31 protein-coding genes are annotated in these 23,008 nt (G+C 58.3%); 19 read left to right on the plus strand and 12 right to left on the minus strand.

Annotated features, from left to right (window positions below):
- Positions 1-97 precede the first annotated feature (97 nt).
- Positions 98-499, minus strand: coding sequence for a hypothetical protein (locus ACQY5R_RS04390; RefSeq protein WP_428604993.1), 402 nt, complete (start codon positions 497-499; stop codon positions 98-100).
- A gap of 326 nt (positions 500-825) precedes the next feature.
- Between ACQY5R_RS04390 and ACQY5R_RS04395 the strand changes: the two genes are divergently transcribed.
- The 5 genes from ACQY5R_RS04395 (at position 826) to ACQY5R_RS04415 (ending at position 4,700) form a co-directional block, all read left to right on the plus strand.
- Entirely contained in the window at positions 826-1,560 is a 735-nt protein-coding gene (locus ACQY5R_RS04395) for a DUF429 domain-containing protein (RefSeq protein WP_428604996.1), read from the plus strand.
- A gap of 249 nt (positions 1,561-1,809) precedes the next feature.
- Complete coding sequence (locus ACQY5R_RS04400; RefSeq protein ID WP_428604998.1) at positions 1,810-2,547, plus strand: HAD family hydrolase; 738 nt, start codon at positions 1,810-1,812, stop codon at positions 2,545-2,547.
- A 318-nt stretch (positions 2,548-2,865) separates the two neighbouring features.
- Positions 2,866-3,402, plus strand: coding sequence for a YaeQ family protein (locus ACQY5R_RS04405; protein ID WP_428605000.1), 537 nt, complete (start codon positions 2,866-2,868; stop codon positions 3,400-3,402).
- A 127-nt stretch (positions 3,403-3,529) separates the two neighbouring features.
- Positions 3,530-4,066 carry a hypothetical protein gene (locus ACQY5R_RS04410; protein ID WP_428605002.1) on the plus strand — a complete coding sequence of 179 codons (537 nt, stop codon included), beginning with the start codon at positions 3,530-3,532 and terminating at the stop codon, positions 4,064-4,066.
- The gene (locus ACQY5R_RS04415) at positions 4,044-4,700 is read left to right on the plus strand and encodes a hypothetical protein (RefSeq protein ID WP_428605005.1); all 657 of its coding nucleotides are present in this window, start codon (positions 4,044-4,046) and stop codon (positions 4,698-4,700) included. The genes ACQY5R_RS04410 and ACQY5R_RS04415 overlap by 23 nt, the downstream gene beginning before the upstream one ends.
- A gap of 266 nt (positions 4,701-4,966) precedes the next feature.
- Here ACQY5R_RS04415 and ACQY5R_RS04420 read toward each other — a convergent pair whose 3' ends face one another.
- Positions 4,967-5,962 carry an aldo/keto reductase gene (locus ACQY5R_RS04420; protein WP_428605008.1) on the minus strand — a complete coding sequence of 332 codons (996 nt, stop codon included), beginning with the start codon at positions 5,960-5,962 and terminating at the stop codon, positions 4,967-4,969.
- Between the two features lie 235 nt (positions 5,963-6,197).
- Between ACQY5R_RS04420 and ACQY5R_RS04425 the strand changes: the two genes are divergently transcribed.
- Complete coding sequence (locus ACQY5R_RS04425; protein WP_428605011.1) at positions 6,198-7,088, plus strand: AraC family transcriptional regulator; 891 nt, start codon at positions 6,198-6,200, stop codon at positions 7,086-7,088.
- Positions 7,089-7,101: 13 nt separating this feature from the next.
- Here ACQY5R_RS04425 and ACQY5R_RS04430 read toward each other — a convergent pair whose 3' ends face one another.
- The 3 genes from ACQY5R_RS04430 to ACQY5R_RS04440 all read right to left on the minus strand — a co-directional run bounded on the left by ACQY5R_RS04430 (position 7,102) and on the right by ACQY5R_RS04440 (position 8,150).
- The gene (locus ACQY5R_RS04430; protein ID WP_428605480.1) at positions 7,102-7,473 is read right to left on the minus strand and encodes a 2OG-Fe(II) oxygenase; all 372 of its coding nucleotides are present in this window, start codon (positions 7,471-7,473) and stop codon (positions 7,102-7,104) included.
- A gap of 18 nt (positions 7,474-7,491) precedes the next feature.
- Complete coding sequence (locus ACQY5R_RS04435; protein ID WP_428605014.1) at positions 7,492-7,773, minus strand: hypothetical protein; 282 nt, start codon at positions 7,771-7,773, stop codon at positions 7,492-7,494.
- Positions 7,774-7,994: 221 nt separating this feature from the next.
- Positions 7,995-8,150 (minus strand): CCGSCS motif protein, encoded by a 156-nt coding sequence (locus tag ACQY5R_RS04440; RefSeq protein ID WP_428605016.1) that lies wholly within the window; start codon positions 8,148-8,150, stop codon positions 7,995-7,997.
- A gap of 130 nt (positions 8,151-8,280) precedes the next feature.
- Between ACQY5R_RS04440 and ACQY5R_RS04445 the strand changes: the two genes are divergently transcribed.
- The gene (locus tag ACQY5R_RS04445) at positions 8,281-8,826 is read left to right on the plus strand and encodes a hypothetical protein (protein WP_428605019.1); all 546 of its coding nucleotides are present in this window, start codon (positions 8,281-8,283) and stop codon (positions 8,824-8,826) included.
- A 53-nt stretch (positions 8,827-8,879) separates the two neighbouring features.
- Here ACQY5R_RS04445 and ACQY5R_RS04450 read toward each other — a convergent pair whose 3' ends face one another.
- A complete protein-coding gene (locus ACQY5R_RS04450) occupies positions 8,880-9,341 on the minus strand; it encodes a carboxymuconolactone decarboxylase family protein (protein WP_428605020.1) in 462 nt (153 codons plus the stop codon).
- Between the two features lie 117 nt (positions 9,342-9,458).
- On the opposite strand from ACQY5R_RS04450, the gene ACQY5R_RS04455 reads away from it, so the two are divergent.
- Positions 9,459-10,307 carry a helix-turn-helix domain-containing protein gene (locus ACQY5R_RS04455; RefSeq protein WP_428605021.1) on the plus strand — a complete coding sequence of 283 codons (849 nt, stop codon included), beginning with the start codon at positions 9,459-9,461 and terminating at the stop codon, positions 10,305-10,307.
- On the opposite strand, the gene ACQY5R_RS04460 is transcribed toward ACQY5R_RS04455, so the two are convergent.
- Complete coding sequence (locus ACQY5R_RS04460; protein WP_428605024.1) at positions 10,289-11,119, minus strand: cupin domain-containing protein; 831 nt, start codon at positions 11,117-11,119, stop codon at positions 10,289-10,291. The genes ACQY5R_RS04455 and ACQY5R_RS04460 overlap by 19 nt on opposite strands.
- Before the next feature lie 124 nt (positions 11,120-11,243).
- On the opposite strand from ACQY5R_RS04460, the gene ACQY5R_RS04465 reads away from it, so the two are divergent.
- Positions 11,244-11,789, plus strand: coding sequence for a carboxymuconolactone decarboxylase family protein (locus tag ACQY5R_RS04465; protein ID WP_428605026.1), 546 nt, complete (start codon positions 11,244-11,246; stop codon positions 11,787-11,789).
- 39 nt (positions 11,790-11,828) lie between these two features.
- Complete coding sequence (locus ACQY5R_RS04470) at positions 11,829-12,413, plus strand: cytochrome P460 family protein (RefSeq protein ID WP_428605028.1); 585 nt, start codon at positions 11,829-11,831, stop codon at positions 12,411-12,413.
- An 81-nt stretch (positions 12,414-12,494) separates the two neighbouring features.
- Here ACQY5R_RS04470 and ACQY5R_RS04475 read toward each other — a convergent pair whose 3' ends face one another.
- Entirely contained in the window at positions 12,495-12,806 is a 312-nt protein-coding gene (locus tag ACQY5R_RS04475; RefSeq protein ID WP_428605030.1) for a hypothetical protein, read from the minus strand.
- A 57-nt stretch (positions 12,807-12,863) separates the two neighbouring features.
- Entirely contained in the window at positions 12,864-13,661 is a 798-nt protein-coding gene (locus ACQY5R_RS04480) for a spermidine synthase (protein ID WP_428605032.1), read from the minus strand.
- Positions 13,662-13,813: 152 nt separating this feature from the next.
- Between ACQY5R_RS04480 and ACQY5R_RS04485 the strand changes: the two genes are divergently transcribed.
- The 4 genes from ACQY5R_RS04485 (at position 13,814) to ACQY5R_RS04500 (ending at position 17,629) form a co-directional block, all read left to right on the plus strand.
- Entirely contained in the window at positions 13,814-14,407 is a 594-nt protein-coding gene (locus ACQY5R_RS04485) for a nucleotidyltransferase domain-containing protein (RefSeq protein WP_428605034.1), read from the plus strand.
- Positions 14,394-14,834, plus strand: a complete 441-nt coding sequence (locus ACQY5R_RS04490) for a DNA-binding protein (RefSeq protein ID WP_428605036.1) — start codon at positions 14,394-14,396, stop codon at positions 14,832-14,834. Before ACQY5R_RS04485 ends, ACQY5R_RS04490 begins: the two co-directional genes overlap by 14 nt.
- A gap of 61 nt (positions 14,835-14,895) precedes the next feature.
- Positions 14,896-16,245, plus strand: coding sequence for a DUF2868 domain-containing protein (locus ACQY5R_RS04495; protein ID WP_428605038.1), 1,350 nt, complete (start codon positions 14,896-14,898; stop codon positions 16,243-16,245).
- Entirely contained in the window at positions 16,238-17,629 is a 1,392-nt protein-coding gene (locus ACQY5R_RS04500) for a DUF3482 domain-containing protein (protein ID WP_428605041.1), read from the plus strand. Before ACQY5R_RS04495 ends, ACQY5R_RS04500 begins: the two co-directional genes overlap by 8 nt.
- A 170-nt stretch (positions 17,630-17,799) precedes the next feature.
- Here ACQY5R_RS04500 and ACQY5R_RS04505 read toward each other — a convergent pair whose 3' ends face one another.
- On the minus strand, positions 17,800-18,141 hold the full coding sequence (locus ACQY5R_RS04505) for a rhodanese-like domain-containing protein (RefSeq protein WP_428605044.1): 342 nt from the start codon (positions 18,139-18,141) through the stop codon (positions 17,800-17,802).
- 104 nt (positions 18,142-18,245) lie between these two features.
- Between ACQY5R_RS04505 and ACQY5R_RS04510 the strand changes: the two genes are divergently transcribed.
- A complete protein-coding gene (locus tag ACQY5R_RS04510; RefSeq protein WP_428605046.1) occupies positions 18,246-18,686 on the plus strand; it encodes a MarR family winged helix-turn-helix transcriptional regulator in 441 nt (146 codons plus the stop codon).
- A 337-nt stretch (positions 18,687-19,023) separates the two neighbouring features.
- On the opposite strand, the gene ACQY5R_RS04515 is transcribed toward ACQY5R_RS04510, so the two are convergent.
- Positions 19,024-19,236 (minus strand): hypothetical protein, encoded by a 213-nt coding sequence (locus tag ACQY5R_RS04515; RefSeq protein WP_428605048.1) that lies wholly within the window; start codon positions 19,234-19,236, stop codon positions 19,024-19,026.
- Positions 19,237-19,550: 314 nt separating this feature from the next.
- Here ACQY5R_RS04515 and ACQY5R_RS04520 point away from each other — a divergent pair, with 314 nt between their 5' ends.
- The 3 genes from ACQY5R_RS04520 to ACQY5R_RS04530 are packed head-to-tail and all read left to right on the plus strand — an operon-like array spanning position 19,551 to position 21,836.
- Complete coding sequence (locus ACQY5R_RS04520) at positions 19,551-19,844, plus strand: PepSY domain-containing protein (protein ID WP_428605050.1); 294 nt, start codon at positions 19,551-19,553, stop codon at positions 19,842-19,844.
- A 1-nt stretch (position 19,845) separates the two neighbouring features.
- On the plus strand, positions 19,846-20,514 hold the full coding sequence (locus ACQY5R_RS04525; protein WP_428605052.1) for a response regulator transcription factor: 669 nt from the start codon (positions 19,846-19,848) through the stop codon (positions 20,512-20,514).
- Positions 20,511-21,836, plus strand: a complete 1,326-nt coding sequence (locus ACQY5R_RS04530) for a sensor histidine kinase (protein WP_428605054.1) — start codon at positions 20,511-20,513, stop codon at positions 21,834-21,836. The genes ACQY5R_RS04525 and ACQY5R_RS04530 overlap by 4 nt, the downstream gene beginning before the upstream one ends.
- Before the next feature lie 50 nt (positions 21,837-21,886).
- Here ACQY5R_RS04530 and ACQY5R_RS04535 read toward each other — a convergent pair whose 3' ends face one another.
- The gene (locus tag ACQY5R_RS04535; RefSeq protein WP_428605057.1) at positions 21,887-22,147 is read right to left on the minus strand and encodes a WGR domain-containing protein; all 261 of its coding nucleotides are present in this window, start codon (positions 22,145-22,147) and stop codon (positions 21,887-21,889) included.
- Positions 22,148-22,321: 174 nt separating this feature from the next.
- On the opposite strand from ACQY5R_RS04535, the gene ACQY5R_RS04540 reads away from it, so the two are divergent.
- A complete protein-coding gene (locus tag ACQY5R_RS04540) occupies positions 22,322-22,906 on the plus strand; it encodes an EF-hand domain-containing protein (protein ID WP_428605060.1) in 585 nt (194 codons plus the stop codon).
- The last annotated feature ends 102 nt before the right edge of the window (positions 22,907-23,008 follow it).

Here is a 23,008-nt window from a genome sequence, read left to right on the forward strand (position 1 = left end):
TGTATCTGTTGCTCAAATCCGCTCTGCGGCGGGTGGTCAACTTCGCGGGGGGCTTTAATCTTACCGATCAGTTTGCTGATAAGGCTCATGGGCCGGTTTACCCTCCCACCAGTGGAACCAGTTTGACGAAGCTGACGCGGGTGTGGGGCGTGATCTCCACGATCTGCTCCAGCGTCTCGACCTGCTGATCGTCAACCAGGATAAAGAAACCGTTGCCAGAAAAGGCTTGGATAGCGATGTCGATCTGCTTTTGCGTGTCGATGGGCCGCCTCTTGCCCTTGGTCGCCCGATTGAGCATGGCTTCGGTATCCGATGGCTCAACCAGGGCGTGCCGGTATTCCGAGGCCTTGCGGTTATACAGGGCCACTTCCTGAATGACCCGTTCCGTGATGATGTCCTTCACGGTTACCCGGCTTTTTTCGAAGCTGAGTTGCAGCTCATGGTAGACACTGCCCAGTCCACTCTCGTCCCGGATATTGAGGATGTTTTCGTGCAACATGGTCGTCAGGCTCCACGTTTCTGTGTATGGGTGTTGGTACGCCAACGATGCGGTCGAGTCTGGCTGGGAAAACCGCGCACAGCCGCCGGATTCATCCGAGTGCAGGAGGGGTGTGTGCATCCTTTCGGAAGTGTGTTCCCTGGTGCCCTGAGAGACTAACAAACAATACTTTGATTGAGAAGTTGGCGGGTTTGCGCTGGGTGGGTATTGTGATGGAGTTATCTGGATAGATGAGGTACGGAAGCTGTTACTTCATGGACATCACCCGTTCGGATCGGTGTGGCGGGTGCGGTGATGGAGTGTATGAAAGCAGAGGGTAGATCGACATGAACGGCTGTATCATCGGCATCGACTGCGCCACCGACCCGAAGCGGGTGGGGTTGGCGCGGGGTTGGGCGACCGCCAACGGCCCGGTGGTGGATCGGCTGGGCAAGGTGGCGAAAGGCGAGTCGGTAGCGGATCGGGTGATCGACTGGATGGCCGATGCACCGCGGGTGTTACTGGCGATGGACGCGCCGCTGGGCTGGCCCGCCGCCCTGGGCGATGCCCTGGCTGTGCATCGGGCCGGCGGTTTTCTTCCGGTGGTGCCCAATCGCCTGTTCCGCCGTGACACCGACCGTTTTACCCATCGGCAGTTGGGCAAGCTACCGTTGGACGTGGGAGCGGATCGCATCGCCCGTACCGCCCATGCGGCGTTGTCGCTGCTGCACGAGATCGGTGAACGACAGCCGTGTGCTGTTCCGCTCGCCTGGTCGCCCGGATTCAGCGAGCCTGCAGCGGCCATCGAAGTCTACCCGGCGGCGGTGCTGAAAACCTCGGGGATGCGGTTTCAGGGTTACAAGGGTGCCGCCAATGCGGCGCAGCGGACGGGGATGGTTTCGTGGCTGCAGGAGCAGCTGGTGTTTGAAGTGGATACGGCCATCCTGCAGGAAGATGACGATGTGCTGGATGCGGCAATCTGCGTGCTGGCGGGTTATCATTTCCTGCAGGGTCTGTGCATGCCACCGACGGATGCGGATCTGGCCCGGCGCGAGGGGTGGATCTGGTTTCGGGGCGGTTGACGAGCGGGTATGCATTCCCATGCTCTGCGTGGGAACGTCTACTATCAGTGGAGCTATTCCAGCGAGCGGATTTATGCCCGGTTAGCCGGTATGGTGGTGGAGAAGGTTTGGTGATGTTCGGGTATGCATTCCCACGCGGAGCGTGGGAACGAGGGGGGCGAGGAACGTGGGAACGTCTGTGGAGTTATTTCTAAATTCGTGGGCTGGTGGCGTCTTTGGGCGCCGCTCATCCCCAATAAGGATACGGCTGTGCTGAAAGCGATTTTTCTCGATCTGGATGAAACCCTCTGCGATACCCGCAAGGCCACGGACTTGGCCAAGGCGCGGTTGGCCGAGACGGTGCATGCGCAGTTCGGTGTGGATGGCGTACTGTTTGCCAATCGCTATGAAGACGGTTTCTTTCGCCGCTGGAGCGATGCGCAGCGGGAACGTTATACGCCGATTATCAAACAACAGGGCGAGGATGCCTTTCGCATACAGTTGATCGAGGATCTGCTGGTTGAACTAGGCGCGCAGCGGGTGAACCAATCGGTCGCGCAGGCGCTGCAGCGTCAGTTCGACCGCGACCGCCTGGCGGCCCTGGAGTTCTTTCCGGGCATCGAGGAGTTTCTGGCCGAGGCCCGCCAACTGTTCACCACCGTGGTGATCACCAACGGCCCGGTGTTTTCCCAGATCCCGAAGATCGAGGCGGTCAACCTGGCGGCCCATGTGGACCACATCATCATCGGCGGCCAGGAACCGGAGGAGAAGCCGGCGCGCTCCATCTTCGAAAAGGCCCTCAAGCTGGCTGATTGCGAAGCCCACGAGGCGATCCACGTGGGCGACAGCCTGGCGGCGGATATCGCCGGTGCCCACGGCAGTTGTATCACTTCGGTCTGGGTGCAGCATCAACAGCCGCTGGATGCCGAACTCGGCATCACCCCCCACCATACGGTGCTGCACCCGAGTGAGATCCCGGCCCTGATTCGTCAATTGCACCAGGATTAATTCGGTCGCCACGCCTTAACGTGGTACCTTTCCCGCCTTTCAACCCGCCCCTCAAGCGTACGCAATCGTAACGAAAGACCATTGCTGTCCCAAAAAACCTTGTGCTGGTTTTTATGACTCATTAATTATTAGTGGTATTAAAAACAACAACGAAGCACGAAGATATGAAGTGTAATTTAGCGCGTCCCTTCTCCCTTTGGGAGAAGGACAGGATGAGGGGGTATGATAGTTAATAAGTTACCCTATTCAATCCCCTCACCCCAACGCCCTCTCTGAGGGCGAGGGCGTTTACGGGACAGCCGTGAAGAAGGATAAGAGATGGCCCTGAAGCCGACCATTTACAAATTCAACATCAGCCTGTCGGATATCAACCGCCACTATTACGACACCCTGAACCTGACGGTGGCGCAACACCCGTCGGAGAACCCGGAACGGATGATGGCGCGGGTACTGGCTTATTGCCTGAATGCCCAGGAGTCACTGGCCTTTACCAAGGGGTTGTCGGAACCCGACGTGCCGGATATCTGGTTGCGTACACTGGATGATCAAATCGCGCTATGGATCGATGTCGGCGAACCGGCCGTCGAGCGGATCAAAAAAGCCACGCGGTTGGCGCAAACGGTCAAGGTCTACAGCTTCAATGCCAAATCCGATGTCTGGTGGGAACAGTCCAAAGGCAAATTCGCCCTGCTGCCGGTTTCGGTATTTCGTTTCGACGCCAACGCCATCGACAAGCTGGCCGGACTGGTGCAAAGGACCATGACACTGTCCGTCACCATCACCGGCGATTCCGCCTACGTGGCGACAGATGCCGGGGAGTGCGAAGTGGAGTGGTCGCCGCTGCAGACTGTTTAACCCTGCCGGTTGGCGTCGCACGAAAGGTTTCCAGGCGATTTTTGTAGCAGTAGTTAGCGGAGTGTTCTTGCTCAATGCTTCGTTTAAAGCTATTCTTTATTCGCGATTCACGAATAGCGAATAAAGGATGAATCTAAAGCCGCAAGATGTTTTGGTATTGCTCAAGCTGGTTGCCATGGGGCACCAGGCTTGGGCCTATCATCGCCTGGCCCTGGAGCTAGGCATGAGTCCGTCCGAGGTCCACGCGGCGATAAAGCGGGCATTGGCGGCCAATCTCGCGCTGCAGGAAGGGGATCGTGTTGTTCCGAATACGCGAAACCTGGAGGAGTTTTTGGTGCATGGATTGCGCTATGTGTTTGTTCCGGAACGCGGTCAGATGTGCCGGGGTATGTTGACCGCGCATGCAGCGCCACCGCTGGCCACGCACTTTGTCCCGGATGCGGAACCGCCCCCGGTGTGGCCATCGGTTGACGGTGAAGTAAGGGGGATGCAATTTTCGCCGCTCTATAAGTCGGCCCCTGAGGCCGCCGGCCGTGACCGGCAATTGTATGAGCTATTGGCGCTGGTTGATGCAATACGCGGCGGCAGGGCAAGAGAGCGTGAATGGGCGATCAGGGAGATACGTGAGCGGATGGAACGCTATGAGAAGAGTGCAGAATCCTAACCTAGAAATTATCGAATTGGCAGTTACTCGCTTGGGTGCCTTGGCCGAAGAGATGGTTTTTGTCGGCGGCTGTGCCACCGGTTTGTTGATCACCGATGTAGCGGCGCCACCCATACGCGTCACGCGCGATGTCGATACGATCGTCCAGGTGGCTACTTTGGCCGAATATCTCCAACTGTCGGACAGATTGCGCCAACTTGGTTTCAGGGAAGACACGAGTGAAGGCGCGCCATTGTGCCGCTGGATCACGCAAGGTGTAATTCTGGACGTAATGCCAACCGATGGCTCTATCCTGGGATTCAGTAATCGTTGGTATGCCCAAGCTGTAGAGCATGCGGTGCGCATGGCTTTGCCGTCGGGTAAGTCGATTCGGATGGTGTCGGCACCCTATTTTCTGATTAGCAAGCTGGAAGCCTTCGACGGACGTGGCCAAGGTGATTACCTGATGAGTCATGATATCGAAGATGTTGTTGCCGTATTGGATGGCCGGTCGGAGCTTATAGACGAAGTAGCCGCTGTTGATCCGCTGTTGATCCGCTATTGGTTCAGGTGCTGGCGGAACGATTTGATGGCTTGCTACAGGCGCGTCGTTTTGTTGAATCCATTCCAGGTCACATGCCAAACGACCCGATAAGTCAGGGGCGCGTCCCGTTAGTTGTGAACAGGATAAAATCGCTGGTAAAAATGCCCTCGCTTATTGGTCAGTAAGGCTGAGTTTCCGGCTTAACGCGGCGGATCAATCTGCCGGTTGATCTAGCCGTTGATGCGGAACCAGCCGGCCACGCTGTAGCGGTCGCGGTCGGCGGCCAGCACTTCATGAGGAAACGCTTCGCTGAGAAAGATCACCAAGGCGCTGAAACTGGATGGCACCTTGGTGATCTTATTGCCGTTGTTGAGGATCTACCTATCCAATGTCCCCATCACCGCTTCCGGGTAGCGCGTGCCCCAGGCGATATCATTGGGCAAGGCATTGGATATCTGTTCCAACTCTTCCTGGGTCAGGACGATATCCACCGCCGCCGCATTCTCTTTGAGTCGATCGGGATGGCGGGTGCCGGGTATCGGCACATAGTGTTCGTTCTGGTGAAGAATCCATGCCAGTGCCAGCTGCGCGGGGGTGCAGTGCTTGCCGGCGGCCAGCTCCTTGATGCGTTCCACCAACGTCAGGTTATGGTGAAAGTTCTCTTCCGAGAAGCGCGGGTTGTTCAACCGCCAATCGTCCGGATCCAGATCGGCGCGGCTTTGGATGGCCCCGGTCAGGAAGCCTCGCCCGAGGGGACTGTAAGGAACCAGACCGATGCCCAGCTCCTGGCAGGCGGGCAGGATGGCCGCTTCCAGATGACGGCTCCATAGCGAGTATTCGCTCTGCAAGGCGGCGATGGGGTGAACGCTCACGGCACGTTTCAGGGTGTCGACGCCGGCCTCTGACAGGCCCAGGTAAAGGATCTTGCCGGCCTTGACCAAGTCGCTCATGGCGCCGACGGTCTCTTCGATGGGGACGTTGGGGTCCATCCGGTGTTGGTAGTAGAGATCGATATGCTCGACGCCCAGGCGTTGCAGGCTCGCATCGCAGGCCTGTTTGACATAGTCGGGGTGGCCGTTGACGCCGAGGAAATCACCCTGGTCGTTACGCAGTACTCCGAACTTGGTGGCCAGTACGATCTGCTCCCGTTGTTCCGGGTGTTGTTTGAAGTATTTACCCAATAGCACTTCATTGGTTTTGGGGCCATAAATGTCCGACGTGTCCCAGAATCGCACGCCGAATTCGTAAGCGGTGGAGAGGGTGTCGAGTGAGTCGGCCTCGTTGCGGCTGCCATAGAAATCTGACATGCCCATGCAGCCAAGTCCGACGCCGGAGACGGTCAACCCTTCTGTTCCCAGTTTTCGTTTGTTCATGCGTACTCCTGTCGTTTGCATTGATGGTTTGCGATGTTGTTGATGGGTTGGGAATGGATGGATCGAATTCCCAATCGCTCATGGTGCAAACAGTCTAGGGGCCGGCGAGGGCGGTGGATTAGATGGATACTCTAAAGTTCTTGCCTATTCCTACAATTGTTGGCGTTCGGCGCTGAATTTTCCAGGTTTGCCATGCCATAATCCGTCACAGTCGATCGAAAGGATAATGCGGAATATGACGCAAGAAAATTCATTGGCCGCGCAGCTATTGGCGCTCATGCCGGAGCCAGGCGTATGGGTCACCGATGTGCCTCACATGAGCCTGGTAAGAAGTGATGAGGCGATGACTGAGCGAGCCCCGGTGATGTACGAACCCTGTATCTACATCGTTGTGCAGGGTCGAAAGGTGGCGCATTTGGGGGACGAGAGTTTTGTCTACGACGCCCTCAACTATTTGGTGTTGTCGGTGCCGCTGCCGCTGGATTGCCAGGTGCTGGATGCCAGCCGCGAAACTCCCTACCTGGCGGTTAAGATCGGCATCGATACCCAACTGCTCGATGAGCTCTCCCAGGAGATCGACGCGTTTTCAAGCACGGCCGCTTCGGCGGCGCAGCGGGGGATATTTGTCTCCTCTTTGGGCGAGGATATCAAATCGACATTGGGTCGACTGCTCTCCTATGTGGGCCAACCGTCCAGTGCCCGGGTGTTGGGCAGTCTGGCTATCAAGGAGTTGCTGTTCCATGTGTTACACGGTGCGCAAGGGGATCTGCTGCGGGCGTTTGCCTATCGGGATAGACACAACTTTCAAATCGCTCGGGTGATCAATTACATTCAAAGTAACTATTCAGCGAGTCTGGAGGTGGCGGCGTTGGCGGACAGGGCCAATATGAGCCCCTCTTCGTTTCACAGCTATTTTAAGGCGGTGACCAGTTCGACGCCGATCCAGTACATCAAGGCGATTCGTCTGCACGAAGCGCGGCGGCGGATGCTTTATGACAATCAGTCCGCCAGTGATGCGGCCTATCATGTCGGCTACGCCAGCCCTTCCCAATTCAGCCGGGAATATCGCCGTATGTTTGGTGTGCCACCCAGTGAGGATCGGCCGGTTAGCGAAGCCGAGCGCTGATGTCCGGGTCTCTTTAACGCGGCGGATCAATCTGCCGGTTGATCGAGCCGTTGATGCGGAACCAGCCGGCCACGCTGTAGCGGTCGCGGTCGGCGGTCAGCACTTCATGAGGAAACGCTTCGCTGAGAAAGATCACCATGGTGCCGAAGGCGGGCACCACCTTGGTGATCTCATCGCCGTCGTCCGGGGCGTACAGTACCAGTTCGCCGCCCTGTCCCGGTTCCCAGCCCATGTTCAGATAAGTGACCAGTGTCAGCACCCGATTGGATTCGCCGCGAAAGGCGTCCAGATGTTTTTTGTAGAAGTCACCGGGGTGGTAGAGGGCGAAGTGGCTCTCAAATGAAAACAGGCCGAGGAACAGGCGCCGGTTGAGGTAGCGTTTCAGGCGTGAGGCCCAGTCGAATCAGAGGGCGGCGTTGGGATGTGCGTCGTCCATCCAGAAAATCTTGTCTCGACGGATAAACGGGTTTTGGTCTTGCTCCAGACCGCGACCGATGCGTGCCTGATGAAAGCGCTCCTCCTCCAGCAGGCTCAGGTACTGTACCAAGCTGTTGGAGATGTGGGTCGGCAGTCCCGCAGGGAGAATGATATAGCCCTGGGATTCGATACCAACGGCGATGCGCTCGAACAGGCTGTCGTCCTCGGGTGGAATCTCGGTGGGGAAATCATCGATGTGTTGAATCAAGCGGGCGGCGCTCAAAAGAGGGGATCGGTTCCCGGCGTCTGCTGCCGGGCGGTGTTTAGAGTGGCTTATTCTAGGGCCGAATGCCGCTTTGCGCTAGCAATTTAAAATGCATTAATAACAATGTCTTATGTGTTCGTTGTAGCTGAATGGGAACACGCGTGGGACGGTGTGGCAGGATGGGGATGAATCGGGGGAGGCAGGACCTCCCCGTCAAGCATAGATCAGGAGCAGGAACCACAGCAGAAGCCGGGGCGTTCCGCCTCTTTTTTCTCTTCGGCAGTCTCTACCTGGATATTTACGTTGATTGCAGTAGCTTGCGTCGGTTGGTCGTCACCGGCGCTGGCTTCGGGGGTTGTCTGTTGGCTATCTTCACTCATTTTGTGCTCCATCTTTATCTCTGGTGATAAACTTGGCGGCTAGCATAGGGGCTCGGGGCAGGCGGCTCCTTGTCCTGGCTCAATTTTGCCGTAGCCGGGTAAAGCTATTAACACGCTGGGGGGCGTCCACATGATGGAAAAACAGTTTCAGGCATTCGTTCTGCTTGGTTTGGTTTCAGGTCTGATCTGCAGTTTCGGCGGGCCCTACCTGCCGGATATCAAGTGGCTGGGCGATGCCTGGCCGGGCGTGGTGTTGGGACTGTTTTTGTTCTATGCCGGTCGCTATATCGCCAACCGGGATGCGCGCAAGGCGCTCTCGGCGCTACTGGTGACGGTATCGGTCGGGGTTATCGGCTGGCGTCTGGCGGTCAAGGTGGGTACCGATTCGGGGCTGGATGAACACTACCTGTATGCCGTTTGCGGTGTGGTGGGGGCCGGCTGCGTGGCCCTGGGTCTGCTCTACGCCTGGCGTATTCGTTCCGGCATCCTGCCGTTTGTCCTGATCATCACATCGGCCGGTGCGCTGGGTGGGTTCCTGTTCTATCTACTGGAGCTGGCCAGCGGGATCAGCCAGGTCCGCAGTGATCATTTGTGGACCACCCTGCTGTTCGGTACCTGGCAGACCGTGTTGTTTGCCGGGGCTTCTTACGGTCTGCGCTTTGCAACCGCCAAGTAATCATTTTTAGCTGATTGACGGGACGGCATCGCCCGGATGCCGTCCCGGATCACTTAGCCGTGCATGCCCACCTTATAACGCCCCGGCGCCATGCCGAAGGTTTTACCCAGGCGGTTCCAACTGTTGGTCTGGGCGATCGCCAGGGTCAGGTTGGCGATCTCCTTCTGGCTGAAGTGTTGCTGCATCTGTGCCATGAGTTCGTCCGATATTTCATTGTCGGCGAGCAGGGTCACCTTCTCGGTCCAGGCTAATAGGGCCCGCTCCTTGTCACTGAAAAACGGCGTCTCTTTCCAGACGCAAAGCGCATACAGTCGCTGCTCGGATTCGCCGGCGGCCGCCGCCTCCAGGTGGTGCATCTCGACACAATAGGCGCAGCCGTTGAGCTGGGCCGCCCGCAGTCGCACCAGTTCCAGGAGCCCGGGATCGAATGGCAGGGTTTTTAGGTAGGCTTCCACATCGCCCATGGCGCTATATAGGCCCTGGGGGATATCGGCGGGTCGGATTCGTTCAGTCATTGGGGGTTTTCCTCTGGTGTTGTTGAACTGTGCCCCGATGTTAAATATGCTGCTTAAACGCGTATTGGAAATTTGCGACACCCCTTTCAATGGATCTGCCAACCGGATGACTCTTCCATGCCGTCACACGCCGAACCCGATTCACTGAGGCACTTGGGCTTTCGTATGTATGCCCCCTCACCAACCCTTGCGTCGGTGGTGCAGTGCTATTGGCAGGTGCGGTGTGCGCTGAAGGGCGAGGAAGCCGCGGTCGAGTACCTCTACGCCAAAGGGGGGATGGGCATGGTGTTCAATTTTGCCGATACGCCTCACTTTGACGGTTCCCCGATGTCTGCCCCGGCGCTGTTTGATGGTACCAACAGCGGTGCCAAGCGTTTCTCCGCCACCGGTACGGTGCATATTCTGGGGGTACGGTTTCACCCCGGCGGCGCCTACCCGGTAACCGGTATTCCGTTGCATGAGCTTGCCCATGCGCCGTTGGCGCTGGATGAGCTCGTGTTGGATGTGGGTGGGAATCTGTACGCAACGTTGTGTGACTGTCTCGATACCGAACAGCGTATTGGCCTATTGGAGCAGTGGTTGTGGGGGCGAATCGAAGCGCGCCAGGGGTTGCATGCCACCACCCGGGAGGCGTTGGGGCAATTGCAAGCGCAACAGGGCCGTATCGAAATCGGCACGCTCTGTGATCAGTTGGCTATCGGTCGCCGCCGCTTGGAGCGGCGATTTAAGCGCGAGATCGGGATCAGCCCGAAATATTACGCCCGGCTGTTGCGTGTCGAGCAGGCGCGCCAGTTACTGAAACAGCCCGTTCTGTCAAACCTGGCGGATGTCGGGTACGGCGCCGGCTTTTACGACCAATCCCACTTCAACCATGAATTCAAAACCTTGGTGGGGTTGACGCCCTATGCGTACCGGGAGCGCAAGCGACTGGTGCCCGCGGCGTCGTTTCAGGCGGCTGCGAACTGAGTGCGTAACCACTCCCGCGGGGATTGCCCCAGGTGTGCCCGGAAGCTGCGCGACAGGGCGCTGGCACTGCCGTAACCCACCACGTCCGCGACATACTGCACCGGCTTGCCCTGGCGTAGTAGGGATTGGGCGACAGTGAGTCGCCACTCACTCAGGTAGGCCCCCGGCGTAGTGCCCACCACCTCCCGGAAACGATTGGCGAAACGGGCGCGAGACAGATTGGCGCGCTCGGCCAGCGTCTCCAGTGACCACTCTTTTGCCGGTTCGGCATGCATGGCGTTGATCGCCTTGGCCAGTCGCTCATCGGCCAGTCCGGCCAGCAGGCCCACCTGCAAGCGGTGTTGATCCATCAAGTCCCGCAGTACCAATACAATAATGACCTCCATCATACGGTCCAGGATCGCTTGCTGGCCGCAATGGTGTTCCGCCGCCTCGATAAACAGCAGCGACAGGGCCCGTTCCAGCGCCGGGATATCTGTCAGGCGGATCACCACCACCTCCGGCAGGGCACGGGCCAGCGGGTTGTTCAATCCCATGCCGAATTCGAACGAGGCACACACCGTCTCGACCTGGTCGTCCTGCGGCATCAGGTGATGCGCGGTGGGATTCATGTAGAGAAACAGGGTGGGCTCATCGAACTGGAGGGTGGGGTGGGTATCGGATTGCACCTGCAGACGGCCCCGTTGCAACAGGTGGATATAACCGACGCCGGCCTCCCGGTCGAAGCCGGCGGAGTGACACAGGGGGCCGGTTTGAAATACCCGGGCCTTGAGTGAAAAACACTTCAGCAGGTCTACCAGTCGATCGCTCATAATGATACTCAAAGTATAAAAATTGATATGAATTGATACCTATCGTAGTCGTTTCGCTGTCAATATCAAGCCGTGCCCCAAGGGCGCGGTTTATTTTTTTCATCGACCATAGAGAGGATTCATCATGCCACGCATAGCACCGATCCAACTGGATAAGACCGATTCCACCACCGCTGCCACCCTGCAGGCGGTCCGGGCCAAATTGGGTGTGTTGCCCAATATGTTCACCACTATTGCCCATGCTCCCGCCGCCCTGAACGGTTATCTGCAACTCGCCGAGGCGCTTGGCGCGGGGCGTCTGGATGCCCGGCAGCGGGAGTTGGTGGCGATAGCCGTCGCCCAGGAGAACAGCTGTGAATACTGCCTCAGTGCCCATGCGGCGCTGGGCAAGGGGGCCGGGCTTCAGCCGCATGAGATCCAGCAGGCGCGACAAGGCCAGGCCGAAAAGGGTGCCGATGCGGCCCTGCTTGAGTTAGCGCTTACTGTCGTGCGCCACCAGGGCGGCATCAGTGACGATCATCTGGCGGCGGCGCGAAACGCTGGTTTGGATGAGGGCCAGATCGTCGAGGTGGTGGCCCATGTGGCACTCAACGTACTGACCAATTACCTCAATCGGGTAGCCGGGACGGTGGTCGATTTTCCCCGGGTTGAACTGTCGGCGGCAGCGTGAAGGTTGGGCTCGCCGCTAAATCACAACAGGAGAAGCGCGATGAATACAGGCTATAAATGGATGCTCACGTCAGCCCTTATCTGTGCCGGCTTGATTGCCGCCCCAGTTTCGGCGGCGGATAAGGGACAAAATATCGGTGCCGCCGTGTTTGATGCCAAGGGAAACCTGGTGCAACCGGAAGGTTTTCGCGAATGGGTGTTTATCGGGGCGCCGCTGACACCGAATGGCTTGAATAACGGGGCGGCCGGGTTTCCCGAGTTTCACCACGTCTATGTCAACCCCGATGCCTTTGCGGTGTACCAGCGTACCGGTACTTTTCCCGATGGCACGGTGGTGGCCAAGGAGCTGGTGCTGCTTAAACCGGGCTCACATCAGGACGGCTCTTTGGACGCGCCATCGGGACGCGGCTTCTTTGCCGGCCAGTACAACGGTATGGATGTGATGGTGAAAGACAGCAAACGTTTCAGCCAGACCAATGGCTGGGGCTTCTTTAACTTCGGCCATCATGCCCCGCCCTATAGCAAAACCTCGACAGCGGCGCCGCCCGCCAGTTGTGCGGCCTGCCACCAGGCCAATGCCGAGAAAGATATGATGTTTACCCAGTTCTACCCGATATTGCAGTAACGCGTCGCGGGGGAGGGCGGCCGTTTGGCCGCTCGCCCATCGGCAGCCCGGGTGGTTGGGCTGGTAGGTGGACCGGCAGGTTTAAAGCCAGCCATTCAACCGCACGGTATGGGCCACCAACAGTACCAGTGCACTGTAGATAGCGGTGTTCTGTACAAAGGTCAGGGCCAAGTCGCGATGGATATGTTTTTCCAGCGCCTTGCTGGCCTCTGCCCGCTCTTTTTCCGGCAGCGCTTCCAGCGCCGCCCACTTCTCTTTGCGCAGGCGAACCTGATCCACCGCCTGGGTCATGCAGACTGCCAGGATCGCGATGCCGATCCGCTCGGGCGTCAACAGAAAAAAATGGGCGCCCAGCCACCCCATCAGGGTGTGCATCATGATATTCCACAGCATAATCGTTTCCCGGTAAGCGTTGGGTGGGGCGCAGTCTGCATGCCGACTGCGGGTTCGTCAACGCAGGTACTCGTCGCGGCCGGCAAAGCGGAAGGCTTGCCGGTTCTCATGCAACAGCGCACGGGCGTGGCGTGGCAGGGGGATGTCCATGGTCTGGCCCAACACTTCGGCCGCCTGGATAAACCGCTTGGCGCTCAGTCGCGGTATACCGCCGTCAAAGGCAAAGGCGACGCAGTTGCCGTCCGGTATGCTGAGCGTCACCACCTGCCGGTCAAACACCGTTTGCAGGGACTCATTCAGCGCGTGGTGGGTCAGGCTGCTCTTCAACCAGTAGTTGCAGACCAGTATGCCGCCTGGTTTCAGCGCGCGGCGGCAGGCGGCCAGGAAGTGCTGGCGCGCCTGCAGTTCATTCATCCCTTCACTCATATAGAGGTCGGTCAAGAGTAGGTCGGTCGGCGTTGGGGCGCGGTTCAGGTATTCCCAGGCGTCGGCGCTATGCAGACGCAGTCGTCGGTCGTCGGGCAGGCCAAACCAGGTTTGAGCCAGTTCAATCACCTTGGGGCGCAGCTCCACCGCCTCGATACGGCAACCGGGCTGGTGGGCCAAAAGCGCCTGGGCCACGGCCCCGGCACCGAGCCCCAGCAAGGTGCAGTAGCGGATCTCTTTGGTCAACAACAGACCGAGCATCATCACTTGGGAGTAGCCGTGGCAGAGGCGTGCCGGGTCGCGCAGATCAATGCAGCTTTGCTCCACCTCGTTACCGAAACAGAGCATGCGCCGCTCGGCATCTTCATGCACGGTCAGGCTGCCCCATGCGTCGCGGCATTGGTGAAGTGGTGGTCCGGTCTGGGGCATGGGCAATCACAGTGGTGTGGGGAGCTGGAATAGTAGCAGCAGTTGGTGAGTGTCGAAATGGATCTTGTACCTTACTGCCGGCAATGAGCGCGGAGAGATCAGTTTGAAGGTTCATAAATTATGAACTATAGTTCACTAATTATGAACTATTGATGGGTGGCCTCATGAGTTTGCTCGGAGATGCACTGTTCACCACCACGCAGCAGAGAGTGTTGGGGTTGCTCTATGTACAGCCGGGGAAAAGTTTTTATACCAAAGAGATTTTACGCCTAACCGGAATGGGTGTAGCCACTATCAAGCGAGAGCTGGACCGTATGGTGACAGCCGGTATTCTGACGCTTACGAAACGCGGCAATCAACATCATTACCAGGCCAACCCTGACTGTCCTATTTACAACGAACTGCGCGGTGTGGTGAATAAAACATTCGGTATGGCGGATGTGGTCAAGTCCGTGTTGACGCCATTGGCAGATTCGATAGAGTGGTCATTCATCTTCGGTTCGGTCGCCAGCGGCACGGAGCGAGTTGGAAGCGATATCGATCTGCTGGTCGTCGGCGATGTGGGCTTTGCCGACCTGGCCGGCGCACTGTACTCGTCCCAGGGATCTTTAGGTCGCGAAATCAATCCCAAAATCTACCGCCGTGAGGAATGGATTCAAATGCTAACGGACAAGGATGCTTTTGTAAGAGAGATATTGGCCAAACCAAGGATAGATATCTTGGGAGATGGGCATGGGCTTAGATAATCTGCTGGATATCTCACTGGAAAAGGTTGTCCCGGATGCGGCAGTGGTTCGTCGCCTATTGTCGGCGGCAGCACGCAATCTGTCCGATGCACAGGTTATTGAAATTAGCATAGAGAATCGTTTTGATGCGGCTTATAAGGCAATTATGCAGATCGCCAATGCCGCTTTGCAGGCAAACGGTTACCGTACGCTGACCAGTAAGCCGGGACATCATATGACGATGATTCAGACCCTGAGCCAGACGATGGGAGTGAGTAAGGAGACGGTGATTGTGTTGGACGCGTTAAGAAAACAGCGCAATGTTGCCGACTATTCCGGTGATACGGTGACGGAGAGTGCCCTGGCTGAGTGTCTGGTTCAGGCTGATCTTCTGCAGCAGCGGGCCATAGACTGGATGAAGGTCAATATGCCGGAATGTTTGCGATGACGCGGTATGCGACGATTCACTCGTTAGGCGCTGCGGCTGTTGGGTGGCGCATGGCAACCGCATGAGCATCTGGGAAAAAAGCCTGCTGCTGATTTTGCTGCGCCAGCAGTTGGAGAGCGAGCGCACGACCGATTGGCAAGTCCTGCATCGACGGGATCGCGGCTGGGCGTTGGCGCAGCCCGGGCAACCCCCCTGGCAACTGTTGCGTGGCTGGTTGCAGCAGCAGGGGGTATCGCCAGCTTCAGGTGCCACCCTGTTCATCTATGGCATCGGCGTGGCGGCCTTTATGTTGGGTTTTGCCCTGATGGCGGGGTTGCTGGCCTATCAACCGTTCCAGCGCATCAACCTGCTCTGGTTTCTGCTGATTGCGTTGTTCCTGCCGTTTGTCTGGTGGCTGTTGGCGCTCTTTTTTACCGGCGCCCAGGTACCGTTTCCCCTGCGTACCCTGTACGAGCATCGATTGCCCCAGGGCCGTTTCCTGATTCCACTCAGCGCGTTGTTGAGGCAGACCGTGGTGGCATTGGGGCAGCATCTGTCGCTGCTGTTTGCCGGCGGTATGCTGATCGCCTTCCTGCTCTATCTGCTGCTAACCGATCTCGCCTTCGGCTGGTCGTCCACCCTGGATCTGGGCAACGACCTGATTCACCAGATTACCGCCACGCTGGCCTGGCCCTGGCAAAACCTTTGGCCGGACGCGGTTCCCTCGATGGCGTTGATTGAGCAGACCCACTATTTTCGCGCGGCGCCGTTGGCGGTTGAGCAACCGGTGTTGTACGGCCAGTGGTGGCGTTTTCTGCTGATGTCACTGCTGGTTTATCTGCTGCTGCCCCGGCTGGCGACCGCGGCTTGGGCGCGCTATCGGTTGTCCCGGATGCAGGAGCGGGTACGGCAGAACGATGCCCTGATCAGCGGTCTGTGGCAGCGTCTCACCAGCGAGCTGATCGACCAGGAGGCGGAGCCGGTGGAGCAGCGTGAGCCGTCCGGCCAGGCGGTTGAGCCGGCTACCCACCCGGACCGTTACGCACAGATTATCTGCTGGGGGGTGTGGCCGGATACGTTGCTTGGTGCGTTACGTGAACAGTTACTGCGCGATGGCACCGAGACCCGGTGGATCGCGGTCGATAGTGCCACCACCCAGGATGCGTCGTTGGCCGCGTTGGACGGCTTGCCGGACCAACCCCTGTTGTTGTTGTGTAAAGGTTGGGAACCCCCTACCGGCGAGCTCGCTGATCTCTGCCAGGGGTTGGCGGGGCAACGCAGCCGGCTGTTCCTCTGGCCGGTGCCACTGCCCGGGATGAGTGAGGCGCGACAGCGTAACCTGATCCAGTCCTGGCAATCCTTCATGCGCCAGTTGCCCGATTCTGTGCACTTGACCAGCGGTCATTTACCGCAAGCGGTGATGCATGGCTGAGCATCCGGTGCTGGCGGTGGTGGGACACCCCAACAAGGGCAAGTCGTCGGTGGTGGCGGCGCTCACGCAAAACGATCAGGTGAAGATATCGCCGCTCTCCGGTACCACCCGGGTGGCACAGCGCTTCTCCCTCAAGCTGGATAACCAGGTGGTCTTTGAATTGGTGGATACGCCCGGGTTTCAGCGTGCCGGCAAATGCTTGGGCTGGTTGAACGAGCAATCGGTGGCGGCCGACCAGCGGCCGGCGCGGGTGGCTGAATTCGTTAGCCGCTTTACGGGTTCGGGGCAGTTCGTCGATGAGGTGGAACTGCTCACGCCGATTATCGAGGGCGCCGGCATCATCTATGTGGTGGATGGCTCTCTGCCCTACAGCCCGGAATACGAAACCGAGATGGAGATACTGCGTTGGACCGGGCGGCCGCGCCTGGCGCTGATCAATCCGATCGGCGGCGACCGGTATGTGGAGCAGTGGCAACAGGCACTGAATCAATATTTCAGTCTGGTGCGGCTGTTCGATCCGCTGCACGCCACCTTCGATCAACACCTGCAGCTGCTGCGCACCTTCGGTGAACTGGAACATCACACTAGTCCCTTGTTTGAGCGGGCGATAGAACAGTTGGAGCGCTATCGACAGTTGAAGCTGCAGCAGGCGGCACGGATCCTGGTGGAGAATCTCTATCAACTGCTCAGTTATCAGCAGTCAAGCAGTCGCCTGGAGCAGGCGGCGCGCGATCAGTTGGAGGCGTTGTTGCCGGATGAACTGGCCCGTTTTAACCAGCAACTCAACCGCCTGGAACGGGAAGGCCAGCAGCAGTTGCAGGCGCTGTTCCTCTATCACCAGTTGGAGTCGGATATCCACCGGTTGGAGGTGCACCAGAGCGAATTGATGGACACTACCCAGTGGTCGCTTTGGGGGTTGCAGAAAAACCAGTTGGTACTGGTCAGTGCCGGCGCCGGTGCCGCGATCGGTTTGTTGGCGGATGCCGGATTGGGTGGCGCCTCGCTATTGGCCGGTGCCATTGGCGGCGGTGTGGTGGGCGGTCTCTCCGGCTGGTTCGGATTGGATTGGCTTAAGCAGCGTTTGCCATCCTGGCTGCAGTTCAGTGCCGAAAAGCACCTGCTGGGTCCGGTCAAAGATCCCAACTTCGCCTTTGTGATCCTGGGGCGCGCATTGAGTCACGCGCGGGCGATGCTCGCCCGTAGCCATGCCGACCGTGACCGCCTGGCCATCCGGGAGGATGGGTTAAACCATATGCAGTCGCTGGAGTTAAAGACCCAGGTGCGACTGTTGAAACAGTGCCGGCTACTGGTCAGGCAGGGGCCGCAGGGCCAGGCCGCCGACCAGTTGCGCGACTGGCTCTACCACCAGTTGGCGGGGGGGTGACTCCCTAAGTCTCGCTATCGCTGATGCTCACCCTACGGTCACTCCAACCTACACAGGCTTGGCACGCTGTCGTGTTTGTAGGGGCAGGCCCCTGTGCCTGCCCGGGTTAGGCAACATACCGCCCCAAGGGCAACCACGGGGGGTTGCCCCTAGGGCTATTTTAAATGACCTCAGGCGGCGGCCTTTGAGCTGACGGTGGTCAACCCGGCGTTGACCCAATCCTCCTTGCCTTCCGCATACTCCCTGACATGGGTATAACCCAAGGTGGTCAGTTTGAAGGCCGCCTTGGTTGAGTTCTGGCAAGGGGTATTGGCGCAGTAGACCACGATCAGCGCTTCCTTGTCCGGTAACACCTTGGGTGCCAGCTGTTCGATCTCATCAAAGTTGATATTGATGGCCCCCGGTAGATGCTGGTCCTCAAAATATTGCAGTGGTAACGCCTCAACCAGCGTCATCGGCCGGTTGTTGTCCAGGTTTTCCAGTATCTCTTCACGACTGATTTTCTGAATCATCTTGCTGCTCCTCGTTTTTGAAAAGTGGTTGCAATTACAACCAGTGATTAAAGTGAAGCATAAACAGGTTGTAATTGCAACCAGATAAATCCATACTTGCCTCTATGAGTACACAACCCACTGCATCAACCGTGTTGGCCTGGGCACGTCTTTTCCGGGCTTACAAGGTGCTCCTGGAACAGGCTGAACGGGATCTGAAAAAGGCCGGACTGCCGCCGCTGAGCTGGTATGACGTTTTGCTGGAGGTGCACGATGCCCCGGCGCAAAGGATTCGCCAGTTTGAACTGGGGCAGAAGGTACTGTTGCCCAAGTACAACCTGTCACGTTTGCTGGATCGCCTGCAGAATGAAGCGCTATTGAACCGGGAAGCCTGCGCCGAGGATAAACGCGGTGCGGTGATTACCCTGACGGCGAAGGGACGTCGATTGTTAAAACAGATGTGGTCTTGTTACGGCGCTACCATCCATGATCGGTTTGAGATGCGCCTGGACGCCAAGGAGCGGGACCAACTGGCGCGGGTTTTGCTGAAGCTATTGCCCGAATAGTTGTCGGATATTTGCTGACCAGAGTTTCCGCTCAGGGTCTGAAAATCTCGTGCATTCGGGTGGTGGATTACCAGGTATGAGACGTTTGGGATAATGTGTACGTCACGAAAGCCACAACGATGGGTCCCTTCTCCCCGAGGGAGAAGGATAGGATGAGGGGATTAATATCGGGACGGCATTACGCTTTCTACTTTTTTTAACTTAATCCTCCTCGTTAGGGGTCGGGGCATTGGCCGAATAGCCGATCGCCCCAGCTTTCAGCCGTTGGCGTGCTCACATGGAATGGAGCAGAACCGGTCGTTCGACCGGTCCTGCCTGTCGGGGTGAAAGGGACGGGTTAACGGTGATAGGAGGCCAGTTCGACCGGTTTGTGGCGTTGGATGATTTCGGTCACTTCGCGTTCAATGTCGTCCGGAATCATCACCATCAGTTCGGTGTGTTCGCTGTCGGCAAACATCTTTTCCCGGTCAATACCGCTGGCAATCAGATCGTCCATGGTGTTGCGGATGGTATCCATAGAGGTGAATGCACCGGTAATTGTCGTGGTCATGGTTTTACTCCTTCTCGGGTGAAGGGTTACATCATCGTGTTCCATCAGCAGGTGATGTGCGCCTATTGTCTGAACAGACAAGGGTCATACCAATAAGCCTAGGTCAGGTTGTGCAGAGCGGCAAGATTCGCCCTCTATTACTACCTGTTTTTCCAGGAATAAAATGTTCCTTGTCGGTGGCGGCCGATTTCAGCTTGATTTCATCTGTCCGGCCTATGCTGATCGTCAAGTGGTTTGGGTCGATCGGCCGGCGTTGCCGAATCCCCGGATGATGATTGTTTTGAGCCTGCACAGCGTGCAGGATAGAGGGTGTCATGATGAAGCGTCTGTTATTTATTACCGTGCTGTTGCTGCCGCTGTGGTCGGCGGCGGAGAGCGATCACGAGCGGGCCAAGGCGTTGCGTGAGTCGGGGGAAATCATGCCGCTGGAACAGATATTGGCCAATATCCGCGGTGAGTACCCCGGGCGCCTGCTGGAGGTGAGCCTTGAGCAGGAGGGCAAGGCGCTGATCTATGAGATCGAACTGCTCGATAATGAAGGCAAGGTGTGGGAGCTTGAACTGGACGCGGTGACCGGCAAGTTGATCAAACGCAAGCAGGACGACTGAGATGCGGCTGTTGTTGGTAGAGGATGACGGTGAACTGGTTGCCCGGCTGAAACCGGCTCTGAAACGGGCCGGTTTTGCTGTCGATGTGGCCGATAACGGTATCGACGGCGAATTTATGGGTGATGAAGAGCCCTATGATGCGGTGGTGCTGGATCTGGGCTTGCCGCAGCGGCCCGGTCTGGAGGTGTTGGCCCACTGGCGAGCCCGGGAGAACCCGGTGCCTGTGCTGGTGCTGACCGCGCGCGATGCCTGGCATGAGCGGGTGGATGGGTTCAAGGCGGGGGCTGATGATTATCTGGGCAAGCCCTTCCATGTGGAAGAGCTGGTGGCGCGGCTGCTGGCTCTGGTGAGGCGCAGTGCCGGCCAACCGGCACATGATTTAAAACAGGGTGGACTGCAGTTGGATGAGGCGCATCAACAGGTGATCCTGAGCGACGGCCAGGCGGTGGATCTGACCGGCACCGAGTTTCGTCTGCTGCGATACTTTATGCTCCACCCGGGCCAGATCCTCTCCAAGACGCGGCTGACGGAGCATGTCTATGATCAGGATTTCGATCGCGACAGCAACCTGATCGAAGTGTATATCCGCCGTCTGCGCGAACGCATCGGCAAGCAGTGTATCGAGACCCGCCGGGGCCAGGGTTATCTGTTCAAGGGTGACTTAGGGTGAGGTCGCTCGGTGCTCAGCTACGGCTCGGTCTGGCTTCCGGGCTGGTGCTGTTGTTCGGGCTGATGTGGTGGGGGGGCATCCAGGCGATACACAGCTTGACCGACCATTTTGTTGCCTCCCGTCTGCAACATGATGCCGAGGCTGTGCTGGCGGCGATGCGGCTGGACGGCAGCGGCCGCCCCCTGGTGCGCTGGCGACGCATCGATCACATCTACGACCAGCCGCTTTCCGGCCACTACTATCAGATCAATTTCCCCGACGGTAAAAAGGTCAGCTCCCGCTCACTGTGGGACCAGCAACTGGATATCCCTCAATTTGCCCCGGGTAGCCAGGGGCAGTGGCGTATGCCGGGACCGGCCGGCCAGGAGCTGTTGGTGCGGGTCGCCGGTTACAACAAACAGGGACAGATCTTCTCCATTGCCGTGGCGGAAGATATGACGCCGCTTAACCAACGCCTGGGGCGTTTCGAGTGGCTGTTTGTGGCGTTGTCGTTGGGTATAACGTTGTTACTGTTTGCCGGTCAGCAGTGGATTGTGCGCAGCGCCCTGGGCCGTCTGGAGCGGGTCCGCGAAGACATGGCTCGGCTGGAGCGGGGCGAAGTGACGGCGCTGACCACCGAAGTGCCGGCGGAGGTGGCGCCCTTGGTGGGCGAGTTTAATCATCTGCTGGTGCTATTCCAGCAGCGGCTGGAGCATTCGCGCAACGGTCTGGGCAATCTCTCCCACGCCTTTAAGGGGCCGATCAACTTGTTGCTGCAACAGTTGGAGAGTGACGAAATGGCCGCTTATCCGGCGCTTAAAGCGGAGATGAAGTGGCAGATCGAGCGTATCCAGCAGTTGATGGAGCGGGAGATGAAGCGGGCACGACTGGCCGGTTCCGGCATCTCGGGCGGCCGCTTTAACGCGGCTCAGGAGATGCCGGCACTGGTGGGGGTACTACAGCAGATCTATCAGGACAAGCAGCTCGCCATCGATGTCGACCTGCCGGAGACGGACGTGTTGGCGGTGGATCGGGAGGATATGCTGGAGCTGTTGGGTAACCTGCTGGATAACGCCTGTAAATGGGCGGCCCATCGGGTGCGTTGCGTGATCGATCGCCAGGAGTCCCTGCTCATCGATGTGCAAGACGATGGGCCGGGTGTCTCCCCCGAGGCGTTGGCCCAACTGGCCGAGCGCGGGGTACGGATCGATGAGTCGGTGGATGGGCACGGATTGGGACTGGCCATCGCCAAGGATATGGTGAAACGCTATGGCGGCGATATGGCGTTCATGATTTCGCCTGAACTGGGCGGCCTACAGGTACGGGTCCGTTTGCCGCTTTGATGAAGAACCAGTCGGTGGCCCTCTAACGGTCACCGGTTGAACCGTAAGTGTCAACTGCCCGCTTCGCGTGGGGCACCTTCGCGAAACACCACCCGATAGCCCCGTCGCAACTGCATGTCCCGTCGTTTGATCAGGGTGCGCTCCGCCTCTTCACGCTCGTCGAAATGCTCCTTGGTCACTTGGCCGCGGGTTCCCTGAATGCCGGATTCACGCACCAGGCTCCAGCCGCCCAGCAAGTCTGGCTGCAGGTGCAGATGGTAATAGCGGAGCGGCTGCTCGGGCGAGTGCAGGGTCTGCATGTAGATGCGCATGGTGGCTGTGTATGGCGGTTGTGGGTTGTGTAATGGAATGTGTGGGCTCTTTTGTAGAGCATTTGGCCGAAAAATTACAGTTTTTTCAAGGGCCGCTGTATTTTTCAGCCTGGTTTCAGCTGTCAGGATTAGCTTATTAATCAGGGAAAGGCAGTAGATTAAAGGAGAACGATCATGAAAACCAACACACGCCTTATTACACTCGCCATGGCCATTACCGCCCTGTTGGGGAGCGGCACATTGATGGCCGTAACGCCGGCGCCGATGCCGGGGCCGATTGCTTTTGCTACCTACGATACCAATAGCGACGGCAAAGTGAGTGTCGAAGAGTTTTACGCCGCCCGCAATGCCCGGATTGGTGAACGCGCCAAGCAGGGTAGGATGATGAAGAACCTGGGCAATGCCCCGGCCTTTGAACAGTTCGACGCCGATGGTGACGGTTACCTGAGCGAAAACGAGCTGCTGAAGGGGCAGATGAACCATATGCTGCAGCAGAGGATGTCCCGGCCGATGGGACCGATGGCCGGCGCGGGAAGGGCGGCCCCGGGTCGAGCCAGCTTTGCCGATTTTGACCGCAACGGCGACGGCGTGGTGACGGCCGAGGAGTTCGCCGAGACCCGCGCCGCCCGGCAGGCGGATAAGGCCGCCCAGCGTTATCCGATGCGCAATGCCGGATCAGCGCCCAGCTTTGAGTCCTATGACCGAAATGGCGATGGTCGGTTGACGCCGGATGAGTTCGTGCCGGGTCAGCGTTTCTGACCCTTCGTTGCGGCCCCAGTGGTTGCTCTGATGTCCCTGGGTCTCGGAAATTGGGGTAGGCACGGGGGCCTACCCCTACGGGGCCATGCGGCGATTATTCCA

The organism is Sedimenticola sp. (assembly GCF_050289425.1).
Classification (GTDB): Bacteria; Pseudomonadota; Gammaproteobacteria; order Chromatiales; family Chromatiaceae; genus Sedimenticola.